11 protein-coding genes are annotated in these 11,437 nt (G+C 65.6%); 10 read left to right on the top strand and 1 reads right to left on the bottom strand.

Annotated elements, in window-relative coordinates:
• The first annotated feature begins 151 nt into the window (after nucleotides 1-151).
• From topA to EV656_RS09055, 7 genes are all read left to right on the top strand, one after another.
• On the top strand, nucleotides 152-2,737 hold the full coding sequence (gene topA / locus EV656_RS09025; protein WP_132602585.1) for a type I DNA topoisomerase: 2,586 nt from the start codon (nucleotides 152-154) through the stop codon (nucleotides 2,735-2,737).
• Nucleotides 2,738-2,824: 87 nt separating this feature from the next.
• A complete protein-coding gene (locus EV656_RS09030; RefSeq protein WP_132602588.1) occupies nucleotides 2,825-3,382 on the top strand; it encodes a L,D-transpeptidase in 558 nt (185 codons plus the stop codon).
• 95 nt (nucleotides 3,383-3,477) lie between these two features.
• Complete coding sequence (locus EV656_RS09035; RefSeq protein ID WP_132602591.1) at nucleotides 3,478-4,173, top strand: CoA transferase subunit A; 696 nt, start codon at nucleotides 3,478-3,480, stop codon at nucleotides 4,171-4,173.
• An 11-nt stretch (nucleotides 4,174-4,184) separates the two neighbouring features.
• Nucleotides 4,185-4,814, top strand: a complete 630-nt coding sequence (locus EV656_RS09040) for a CoA transferase subunit B (protein ID WP_132602594.1) — start codon at nucleotides 4,185-4,187, stop codon at nucleotides 4,812-4,814.
• Nucleotides 4,815-4,940: 126 nt separating this feature from the next.
• Nucleotides 4,941-5,930, top strand: a complete 990-nt coding sequence (locus EV656_RS09045; protein WP_306666793.1) for a lysylphosphatidylglycerol synthase transmembrane domain-containing protein — start codon at nucleotides 4,941-4,943, stop codon at nucleotides 5,928-5,930.
• Nucleotides 5,911-7,224, top strand: coding sequence for an FAD-binding oxidoreductase (locus EV656_RS09050; protein ID WP_132602599.1), 1,314 nt, complete (start codon nucleotides 5,911-5,913; stop codon nucleotides 7,222-7,224). The genes EV656_RS09045 and EV656_RS09050 overlap by 20 nt, the downstream gene beginning before the upstream one ends.
• The gene (locus EV656_RS09055) at nucleotides 7,221-7,958 is read left to right on the top strand and encodes an SDR family NAD(P)-dependent oxidoreductase (protein WP_132602602.1); all 738 of its coding nucleotides are present in this window, start codon (nucleotides 7,221-7,223) and stop codon (nucleotides 7,956-7,958) included. The genes EV656_RS09050 and EV656_RS09055 overlap by 4 nt, the downstream gene beginning before the upstream one ends.
• 25 nt (nucleotides 7,959-7,983) lie before the next feature.
• Here the strand turns inward: EV656_RS09055 and EV656_RS09060 are convergent, their stop codons facing one another.
• A complete protein-coding gene (locus tag EV656_RS09060) occupies nucleotides 7,984-9,414 on the bottom strand; it encodes a UbiA family prenyltransferase (RefSeq protein ID WP_242469124.1) in 1,431 nt (476 codons plus the stop codon).
• Nucleotides 9,415-9,776: 362 nt separating this feature from the next.
• Here EV656_RS09060 and EV656_RS09065 point away from each other — a divergent pair, with 362 nt between their 5' ends.
• From EV656_RS09065 to cpaB, 3 genes are all read left to right on the top strand, one after another.
• The gene (locus tag EV656_RS09065; RefSeq protein WP_132602608.1) at nucleotides 9,777-9,992 is read left to right on the top strand and encodes a pilus assembly protein; all 216 of its coding nucleotides are present in this window, start codon (nucleotides 9,777-9,779) and stop codon (nucleotides 9,990-9,992) included.
• A 244-nt stretch (nucleotides 9,993-10,236) separates the two neighbouring features.
• On the top strand, nucleotides 10,237-10,374 hold the full coding sequence (locus EV656_RS09070) for a hypothetical protein (protein ID WP_207287153.1): 138 nt from the start codon (nucleotides 10,237-10,239) through the stop codon (nucleotides 10,372-10,374).
• 115 nt (nucleotides 10,375-10,489) lie between these two features.
• Complete coding sequence (gene cpaB, locus EV656_RS09075) at nucleotides 10,490-11,329, top strand: Flp pilus assembly protein CpaB (protein ID WP_132602614.1); 840 nt, start codon at nucleotides 10,490-10,492, stop codon at nucleotides 11,327-11,329.
• The last annotated feature ends 108 nt before the right edge of the window (nucleotides 11,330-11,437 follow it).

Here is an 11,437-nt window from a genome sequence, read left to right on the forward strand (position 1 = left end):
ACGGCGCCCAGATGCGCGACGACAGCCGCGGGCCGCCCGGCCATTCGACGATTTGCGGCCCGACCGCGCTGCAGCCCTGCATTGACAATCCCCCCACGCCCCCCACATCTTGCGCCGCCAAGGCCATGTGCCAAGAGTCGAAAGGATTTTCATGCCCGTCGTCGTTGTCGAATCCCCGGCTAAAGCCAAGACAATCAACAAGTATCTGGGGGACGACTACACGGTTCTGGCCTCCTACGGGCATGTTCGCGACCTGCCGCCCAAGGACGGATCGGTCGATCCCGAGCATGATTTCGAAATGAAATGGGAGGTCGCCACCGACAGCCGCAAGCATGTCAAGGCGATCGCCGACGCGCTGAAGGACGACAACGCGCTGATCCTCGCCACCGACCCCGACCGCGAGGGCGAGGCGATTTCCTGGCACCTGGAAGAGGCGCTGAAAAAGCGCCGCGCGATCAAGAAAGACACCGCCGTCAGCCGCGTGGTGTTCAACGCGATCACCAAATCCGCCGTGACCGAGGCGATGAAAAACCCCCGGCAGGTGGACGAACCGCTGGTGCATGCCTATCTGGCGCGCCGGGCGCTGGATTATCTGGTGGGCTTCAACCTGTCGCCGGTGCTGTGGCGCAAGCTGCCCGGTGCGAAATCGGCGGGCCGGGTGCAATCGGTCTGCCTGCGCCTGATCGTCGAGCGCGAGATGGAGATCGAGGCCTTTCGCCCCCGCGAATACTGGTCGGTCAAGGCGATCTTCGCCACACCCCGCGGCCAGACCTACGAGGCGCGGTTGACCGTTCTGGGCGGCCAGAAGCTGGACAAATACGACATCGAGAACGAAACGGCGGCCGAACTGGCGGTGCAGGCGATCAACAGCCGCGATTTCACCATCGCCTCGGTCGAGGCGAAACCGGCCAACCGCAACCCCGCGCCGCCCTTCATGACCTCGACCCTGCAACAAGAGGCCAGCCGCAAGTTCGGCTTTGGCGCGCGCCAGACCATGCAGGCGGCCCAGCGTCTGTATGAGGCGGGGCATATCACCTACATGCGGACCGACGGGATCGATATGGCGCCAGAGGCGGTGATGGCCGCGCGCGACGCGATCAAGGATCGCTATGGCGCGGATTACGTCCCGAAATCCCCGCGCATGTACAAGAACAAGGCCAAGAACGCGCAAGAGGCCCACGAATGTATCCGCCCCACCGACATGACGCGGGACGCGGGCAAGCTGAAAACCACCGATACCGACCAGCGCAAGCTGTATGACCTGATCTGGAAACGCACGCTGGCCAGCCAGATGGAGGCCGCCCGGCTGGAACGCACGACGGTTGAGGTTCTCAGCGGCGACAAACAGGTCGGCCTGCGCGCCACCGGCCAGGTCGTGCTGTTCGACGGGTTCCTCAAGGTCTACGAAGAGGGGCGCGACGATGTCATTGACGACGACGACAAGCGCCTGCCCCAGATCATGGAGGGCGAGGCCGCGAAACGCGAAAGCGTGACGCCCGAACAGCATTTCACCCAGCCGCCCCCGCGCTACACCGAAGCGACGCTGGTCAAGCGGATGGAGGAGTTGGGGATCGGCCGGCCCTCTACCTATGCGTCCATCGTCACGACGATCCAGGACCGGGGCTATGTCACCAAGGACAAGAACCGCCTGATCCCCGAGGACAAGGGGCGGCTGGTGACGGCCTTTCTGTCCAACTACTTCCCGAAATACGTGGGTTATGAGTTCACCGCCGACCTGGAGGACCAGCTGGACGACGTGTCCGCCGGGGACCGCGATTATCACGACGTTCTGTCCCGCTTCTGGCGCGATTTCTCGGCGGCCATTGCTGAAACCGCCGACCTGCGCATCACGGAAGTGCTGGAAAAGATCGACGAGGTGCTGTCGCCGCACCTGTACCCCCCGCGCGAGGATGGAACCGACCCGCGCGTCTGCCCCAAATGCGGGGTGGGTCGGCTGAACCTGAAAACCGCCCGCTCTGGCGGGGCATTCATCGGCTGCAACAACTACCCCGAATGCCGCTATACCCGCCCGCTGTCGGCGCCCAGCGACGATCCGGCCGCGCAACTGGACGGCAAGGTTCTGGGCCATGACGGGGACGAGGAAATCACCCTGCGCAACGGCCGTTTCGGCCCCTATGTGCAAAAGGGCGAACCGACCGAGGACCAGCCGAAACCGCCGCGCGCCAGCCTGCCCAAGGGCTGGGCCCCCGAAGAGATCGACCTGGACAAGGCGCTGATGCTGCTCAGCCTGCCGCGCGAAATTGGCCCCCACCCCGACGATGGCGAACCTGTAGAGGCCGGGATCGGGCGGTATGGCCCCTATGTCCGGCACGGCAAGAAATACGCCAACCTGCCCGAGGTTGACGAGGTGTTCACCGTGGGCATGAACCGCGCGGTCGAGTTGCTGGCCGCGAAAAAGACGCGCGGGCGCGGCACCACCGCCAAGGCGCTGAAGGAACTGGGCGAACATCCCGAAAGCGGCGGGCCGGTCAACGTGATGGAGGGGCGCTATGGCCCTTACGTCAAATGGGACAAGGTCAACGCCACCCTGCCCAAGGATGTGGAACCGGCCGACGTGACCATGGAAATGGCCGTGGCGCTGATCGCGGAAAAGGCGGCCAAGAAGGGCGGCAAGAAAACCGCTGCCAAGAAACCGGCCGCCAAGAAAACCACCCCGAAAAAGACCACGGCCAAAAAGACCACGACGCGCAAGACCGCCGCCAAAAAGGACGACTGACACCAGGCGCACCGAGGTGTGATGCAGCGTGACTGGCCTCTGCCCGCGCAATTGGGCAACTGCTCTGCGCAGACAGGAGGGTATTGCATGCTGGACAGACGTTTCACACGCCGCGCTGCCGTGGCGACACTCGGTGCGGGCCTCGTGGCCCCTGTCATCGGGCGGGCAAAGACGGCGGACGGTGTCCGCCACAACATTTCCAGCTTTTCCCAGCAGGACTGGCGCGATCACTTCGACACGTTGGGCAAGGGGGTGATCGTCGCCGATACCGTCTCGCGCGCCCTGCACTACTGGAACGGCGAGGGCACGGACTATCGCGTCTATCCGACCTCGGTCCCGATCAGTGACGAATTGACCAAGCGCGGCTATACCGAAGTGGTGCGCAAGCGCGTCGGGCCGGACTGGACCCCCACGCCATCCATGCTGGAGCGGAACCCGGATCTGAAATACATGCCGCCGGGGCCCGACAACCCGCTGGGCACCCATGCGATGTACCTGTCCTGGCCCGCCTACCTGATCCATGGCACCCACGATACGCGCAAGATCGGGCGGCGGTCCTCGGATGGCTGCATCGGCCTTTACAACGAGATGATCGCCGAACTGTTTCAGATCACGCCGGTCGGCACGCAGGTCCGCATCCTCTAGCCGCGCCGACGCGGGGCCAAAGGTTGCCCCCTTCATTGACTTGCCCGCGCCCCTTCGCCACAACTTTCGCCAATGGTTCGAACGGGGAGAGTTCCATGAACAAGGTATATGGCAGCGCCGCGGAGGCCCTGGACGGGCTTCTGTCCGACGGCATGTTCATCGCCGCGGGCGGTTTCGGTCTGTGCGGCATCCCGGAAATGCTGATCGAGGCGATCAAACAGGCCGGGACCAAGGATCTGACCTTCGCCTCCAACAACGCGGGCGTGGACGATTTCGGTATCGGCATCCTGTTGCAGACGCGGCAGGTGAAAAAGATGATCTCGTCCTATGTGGGCGAGAATGCCGAATTCATGCGCCAATACCTGTCGGGTGAGCTGGAGCTGGAATTCAACCCCCAGGGCACGCTGGCCGAACGGATGCGCGCCGGCGGCTGCGGCATCCCCGGGTTCTACACGAAAACCGGTGTGGGCACCCAGATCGCCGAGGGCAAGGAACACAAGGAGTTCGACGGCGAAACCTACATCCTGGAACGCGGGATCGTGGCGGACCTGTCCATCGTCAAGGCATGGAAGGCCGACACCACCGGCAACCTGGTGTTCCGCAAGACCGCCCGCAACTTCAACCCGCCCGCCGCGATGTGCGGCAAGGTCTGCGTCGCCGAGGTGGAGGAGATCGTCGAACCCGGTCAGCTGGACCCCGACAACATCCACCTGCCCGGCATCTACGTGCACCGCCTGATCAAGGGCGAACACGAAAAACGCATCGAACAACGCACCACCCGCGCGGCGTAAGGAGGAACACCATGGCCTGGGATCGTAACCAGATCGCGGCGCGCGCCGCGCAGGAACTGAAAGACGGGATGTATGTGAACCTTGGCATCGGGATTCCGACGCTGGTGGCCAACCACATCCCCGAGGGCGTGCATGTCACGCTGCAATCGGAAAACGGGATGCTGGGCCTTGGCCCCTTCCCGCTGGAGGGTGAGGAAGACCCCGACCTGATCAACGCGGGCAAGCAGACCATCACCGAACTGCCCCACTCGGCCTATTTCGACAGCGCGCAAAGCTTTGGCATGATCCGGGGCGGCAAGATCGCGATGGCGATCCTGGGCGCGATGGAGGTCAGCGAAAAGGGCGATCTGGCCAACTGGATGATCCCCGGCAAGCTGGTCAAGGGCATGGGCGGCGCGATGGATCTGGTTGCGGGCGTCAAGCGGGTCGTGATCGTGATGGATCACACCAACAAGCATGGCGACAGCAAACTGCTGAAGGACTGCACCCTGCCGCTGACCGGAACGGGCGTGGTCAACCGGATCATCACCAACCTGGGCGTTCTGGACGTGGTCGAGGGCGGCCTGAAGATCGTCGAATGCGCCGAGGGCGTGAGTGAGGACGAGATCCGCGCCGCCACCGAGGCAACCATCGTCGGCTGACCGAGGCAACCGCCACAGGGGGCCGCGCGGGGCACAGGCCCGGCGCGGCCCTTTTCATGGGCGCGGCCCGGAAACGGCTTCATATTCCCGCGCTTTTCTGCTGCTATGATGGGCGGTGACATGACCATGACCCCGCCCCTTCCCGCCCCGCGCCGCCGCTGGCGCGATACCGTGCTGATGCTGGCGCTGTTCGCGCTGGTCGCTATCGGCCTGTTCGGGCTGGCCGCCGCCACCGGATGGCAGGAAACCGCGGCGCAACTGGCCCGGCTGGGTCCGGTGCAGATTGCCCTGCTGCTGGGGTTGTCGCTGGTCAACTACGTCATGCGCGCGCTGCGCTGGCACCTGTTTGCCCGCCGGATCGGCCTGCCGCCCGGGCTGCTGCGCGATATCCGCCATTTCTTTGGCGGCTTCCTGATGAGCGCGACACCGGGCCGGGTGGGCGAAATGGTGCGCATCCGCTGGATCCGGCGGGAAACCGGCGTGCCGCTGGACCGCTCTGCCCCGCTGTTCCTGGTGGACCGGGCCGCCGATCTGGTGGCGATGGCGCTGATCCTGGGCGCCGCGCTGGCGCTGTCGGCCAAGGGGATCACCGGCGCCCTGCCGCTGGCGGGTCTGGCCCTGGGCACGGCGGTTGTGGCCACGCGCCCGCGCCTGTTGGCCGCGATCGTCACGCTGACCTATCGCGCCCTGGGCTGCTGCCCCCGGATCTTTGCCAAGCTGCGCGCGATGGCCCGCGCCTTGCGCCATTTCAGCCATTCCGGCGTCCTGCTGCTGGCGGTGGTCCTGGGCTGCCTGGGCTGGATGGCCGAAGGCCTGGCCTTCCATATCCTGCTGGTATGGCTGGGCGCCGATATCGGCCTGTGGACGGCGACCGCGATCTTTGTCTTTGCGACGCTGGCGGGCGGGCTGACCGGGGCGCCCGGCGGCCTGGGCGGGGCCGAGGCTGCGATGATCGCGCTCTTGACGCTGGAGGGGTTACCGCCCGAAACATCCATTGCAGCCACCGCGGTGATCCGGGTCACCACGCTGTGGTTCGCGATCGGTTTGGGCGCGATGGTCTTTCCCGTCGCCGAACGCATGTCGAAAAGGACAGGCCATGCAGTGGAAAACCGCTGAGTATTCGGGCTGGGGCCGGGCGCTGCGGGCGCGCGGCACACTGGCCCGCCCCGAAAAGCTGTCGGCGCTGAGCGCGGCCCTGCAGGGCCGGGGACCGGCCATCGGCAACCGCCGGTCCTATGGCGACGGCCCGATCCACGACGGCGGCGCGGCCATCGACATGACGCGGATGGATCGCCTGCTGTCCTTTGACGCCGAAACCGGCGTGGTCGAGGCAGAGGCCGGGATCACCATAGCCGAATTGCTGCGCGTCTTTGCGCACAAGGGCTGGATGCCCGCGGTAATGCCCGGCACCGGCTTTGCCACCCTGGGTGGCTGCATCGCCAATGACGTGCACGGCAAGAACCACCACAACGCGGGCAGTTTCGGCCAGCATGTGCTGGCGGTGACGCTGATGACGGACAATGGCCCGCGCGAGGTAACGCTGCAGACGAACCGGGGCCTGTTCCGCGCCACGATGGGCGGACAGGGCCAAACCGGCGCGATCCTGTCGGCCAAACTGCAACTGAAAGCGATCCCCGGCCAGCGGATGCGTGTCAAGGAAACCCGAATCTCCGATTTCGACAGCTTCCTTGCGGCCTTTGACACGTCCGAGGCGGAATATACCGTGGGCTGGATCGACGCGACCAAACGCGGCAAACGGCTGGGCCGCGGCATCCTGGAAGAGGGCACATTGGCCGAGGGCGGCCGCCCCGGCCCGGTAAAGCGCAGCCTGTCGGTCCCGCTGGACGCCCCGCATTTCGCGCTGTCCTGGCCGGTGGTCAAGCTGTTCAACGCCTTCTACATCTCGCGCATTCCCGACACCTCGCGCAAGCGCACCCGCCCGCTGGAGGATTTCTTTTTCCCGCTGGACCGCATCCACGACTGGAACCGCCTGTACGGCAAGCGCGGCTTTCACCAGTTCCAATGCGTCGTGCCGCTGGACAAGGGGCCAGAGCTGAAGGCGATCCTGACCACCATCGCGCGGGCCGGCATCGCCTCGCCCCTTGCGGTCCTGAAAAAGATGGGGCCGGGGCGCGCGGGGCATCTGTCCTTTCCGATGGCGGGCTATACGCTGGCCGTGGATTTCCCGGCGCGGGCCAAGGTGCCCGCGATCTTTGCCAGGCTGGAACAGCAGGTGCTGGACGCGGGCGGGCGGCTTTACTTTGCCAAGGACGCGCTGGCCCATCCCGACAGCATCGCGGCCATGTATCCCGAGCTGGCCGATTGGCGGGCAGAGGTCGCCAAGGCCGACCCCGAGGGCCATCTTGAAACCGACCTTGTCCGGCGCCTGAAGCTGAGGAGCGCGACATGACCGAAACCTGGATCGTTCTGGGCGCCTCATCCTCGATGGCGCGCGCCTTTACCCGCAAACTGGCCGAACGGGGCGACGGCGTGATCCTGGCCGGGCGCACCCCCGCAGACCTGGAACGCGACGCCGCAGACGCCCGCGTGCGCGGTGCGGCACTGGCCGAAACGGTCGCCTTCGATGCGCGCGACCCGGCCAGTTTCGGCCCCATCCTGGACCGGCTGGAGGGGCTGGAGGGCACGGTTTCCGCGGCGGTCTTTGTTGGATCGATGCCGCCGCAGGCGGAGATCGACGCCGACCCGTCGCTGATCGCGGGCGTTGTCACGGACAGCTTTACCGGACCGGCGCAGTTCCTGCACCGCCTGGCCCCGCTGATGGAATCGCGCGGCAGCGGCACGGTGGTCGGCATCACCTCGGTCGCGGGGGACCGGGGGCGCATCGGCAACTATGCCTATGGCGCGGCCAAGGCGGGGTTCGGCACCTATCTGTCGGGGCTGCGCAACCGGCTGACGCGGGCGGGCGGGCATGTGGTGACGGTCAAACCCGGCTTTACCGACACCGCCATGACCTGGGGGATCGAGGGCATGTTCCTGGTCGCGCCCCCCGAAACGGTCGCCGCCGACATTCTGAAAGCGGTCGAGAAGAAGCGGAACGTAATCTACACGCCGCTGTTCTGGACCGCGATCATGGGCATCATCCGCGCCATCCCGGAACCGATCTTCAAAAAGATGTCGATCTGAACGGCGGGGGCCGCTCGCGCGGCCACTACAGCCCCAGCCAGCGCGTCCACAGACCCGCGCCCTGCATCATCAGCCCCAGGGTGACCAGAATCAGCGACAGCCCCGCCTTGTCGTGCAGGGCGAACACGATGGGGTCGTAATCCTGCGCCCCGCGATAGCCCAGCCGCACCATGCGGATCAGCCAGACCGCGATCGGGATCATTGCCACCCATAGCAGCCATTGCGCCGGATACAGCGCCTGCGCCTGCGGGCTAAAGCTGTAGCTGAAGAAGATCAGCAGCGCGCCCACGGTGCCCAGCCCCGCCACGTTCAGCAAATCGCCCCGGTCCGACCGGGCATAGCCGCGACCGGGCAGCCGGTGGTTGTTCTGCGCCAGCGCCAGTTCCGTCATCCGCTTGACGCAGCCCAGCGTCAGGAACACCGGAAAGACAAAGACCAGCATCAAGAAGGACGCCGCCACCCCGCTGGCCGCCGCGCCCGCCACCACGCGCAGGGTATACAGCGCGGCCAGCGTTGCGATATCCACCCAACGCATCCGTTTCAGCCGCAGCGAATAGGCCAGCGACAACGTCATATACAGCACGATGACCGCCAAGAAGGCCGGCCCCAGCAACAGCCCGCCCCCCAGCGCAAACCCGGCCAGCACCAGCGCGGTGAACATCCCCACGCCGATGGGAACCGCGCCACAGGCAAAGGGGCGGTTGCACTTGGTCGGGTGCAGGCGGTCGGCCTCCAGGTCCAGCAGGTCGTTGACGATATAGATGCAGGACGCCGCCGCCGAAAAGGCCGCGATACCGGCCAGCACCAGCAGCAGCGTGTTCAGCGCGAAATCATGGGCCGCCAGCATCGGCAGGAACAGCAGCACGTTCTTGACCCATTGATGCGGCCGCAGGGCGCGGACCAGATCGCGCAGGTGCCAACCGCCGGGAATTTCCTGCACATCGTGCCCCCGCGCGCGCAGCGCCCGGGCTATGCGCGGCCTGTGCCCCACGATCAGCGCGCGCTCGGCCGCCTCCCAGACGGGGCGGTCGGCGGCGCTGTCGCCTGCGTAATCGAAGCCGCGCGCGCCATGGGCCGCGACCAGCGCCTGCGCCTTGACCGCCCCCTTCAGGTTGGTCTGCCCGTCCGAGGCCAGGCTATCGGCGGAAAAGCCATACTGCGCAGCAAGCCCGGCAACCAGCGTGCGATCCGAGGCAGAGGCCAGCACCACCTCGCGCCCGGCTTCGCGGGCCTCCAATGCGCGGGCGGCGATATCGGGGTTCAGGGGCATCAGGTCCAGGCGCGGCGTGGCGATATCGGCCAGCGCGCGTTTCAGCGCCGCGCGATCGCGCAGGTGGCGCAGGCTGGCGGACAGGGTGGCAAGCGGCGCGCGGTGCAGTCCGGCCCAGAAACACTCCAGCAACAGATCGGTACGCAGGAATGTTCCATCCACGTCCAGAACCAGCGGTCGCCTCATCCCGTGCCCATCCCCCATGTCGTTTCGGCTGGGGGACTTTTGCAAGAATCCCGCGCGAAGACCACCACATGCCCCCCGGATTCGGGCAGAACAGGCCGGATTCGCGCCTGGACGACTGGGATTCGAAACCTTTTCGACAAAAAGTTCTGATTTTTATTGATTATTAATCAGTGACTTATGTGGTTTTGAACGCGGCATCTGGCATCTTCATAATTTGCCAATCCTCAGCCCAACTCTCGCCCCAATCCACTGGCTTTATAAGCTCATGCCAAGACGGAGATCGGGCCAAACAGAGGCCGGCCCACAAAGACCCCGCCAAGGCAAACCGAAACTGAGCGAGCATCCTACTGGAGGGACTACCAATGAAACTGATCAACTTCTTCAAAAACTTCCGTGACGAAGAATCCGGCGCCGTGACCGTTGACTGGGTCGTGCTGACCGCCGCCATCGTGGGCCTGGGCATCGTCGTGATGAGCACCGTCGGCCTGGGCATCGAAAACCTGGCCAGCTCGACCGTGGACAGCATCGAAGGCCAGTCGGTCGGCTACACCAGCCAGCTGGACGCGGGCGGCGAATAATCGATACGCCACGGCGGATCGTCAAGTCAGGGCCGCACCCCGGGTGCGGCCCTGCTCCTTTTGCGCCGCCGCGAAACCGCGCGCGTTTTTTGAAAACGGCCATTGTTTCGCCTTCCCGTTGACGAGCGGCGCCCACATTCTCCGGTCATACTGGTCCTAAGCGCCATGCGAACAGGCGTCGACAAGGACGAGTAGACGGGACATGCGACGCCGAGCACGATTTCTTTTCAAGGACGATGGGGCCGTGACGGTCGATTTCATCATCCTGACGGCCGTTCTGGTCGGCTTGGGCGGAACGGTGCTGTGGATCCTGAACAACAGCACCTCAAACCTGGCGACGTTGCTGGCCGAGAGGATCGCAGAGATCGAGTTCAAGGACTGACCGCAACGCTCCACGATCCTGCCGCATTCATGCGCCATGCTCGGCGAAGCGATAAGGGATTCGACGCAGTCAGAACAACCCGTGACAGGCGGGGCAAACAGGAAAGGACCAGATCATGCGGATGATCTTCGGACTTGTGCTGATCGTCGGGCTGGGCCTGGCAGGGTTCGCCGTCTACATGGCGCAGGGTTATATCACGCAATATGAGCAGGCCCTCGCCCGGGAGCGCGCCTCGAACGCACCGCCGATCAAGCTGGTGCCGGTGATGGTGGCCAAGACGCCGCTGCGCTATGGCCAGCAACTGACCCCCGAAAATGTCGCAATAGCGCAATGGCCCGCCGAATGGCTGCCCAAGGGGGCGTTTCCCGATCAGGCCGCCCTGTTCCCCGCAGACGGCCCCGCCCGCCGCGCCGTGCTGCGCGCGGTGGAGGCGGGCGAACCCCTGCTGGCGGTCAAGCTGACCGACCCCGGCGGAGAGGCGGGCCTGACCGCCCGGCTGAGCAAGGGCATGCGCGCCTTTGCCATCCGCGTGGACGTGGCATCGGGTGTCTCCGGCTTCTTGCGGCCGGGCGATACGATCGATGTTTACTGGACCGGCAAGATAGACAGGAACCAGGTCACGAAACTGATCCAAAGCGGCGTGCGCCTGATCGCGGTCGACCAGATCGCCGACCAGGACACGACCCAGCCGCTGATCGCGCGCACCGTCACCGTCGAGGTGACTCCGCAACAGGTCGCCGCCCTGGCGCAGGCGCAATCCACCGGCCGGCTGTCGCTGTCGCTGCTTTCCCCCGAGGACCAAAGCGTGCCCGAGGTCGTCCAGGTCGATCAACGGCGCCTGCTGGGCCTGACCGAAGAATCCGCGCCCGCCCCGGTCGAGGAAAAGGAAACCTGCACCGTGCGCACGCGCCGCGGTTCGCAGGTCATGGAAATCCCGATCCCCTGCACCAATTGACCCCGCGCGCCGCGGCCCAGACCGGGCCGCGGCCGGGCCTGTTGCAAGGCGCCAACATCAATTCGGCGTTGCAATACCCTGATTCTTGCAAATTTTCCCGAATTGCAT

The sequence above is a fragment of the Rhodovulum adriaticum genome (assembly GCF_004345735.1).
Taxonomy (GTDB): Bacteria; Pseudomonadota; Alphaproteobacteria; order Rhodobacterales; family Rhodobacteraceae; genus Rhodovulum; species Rhodovulum adriaticum.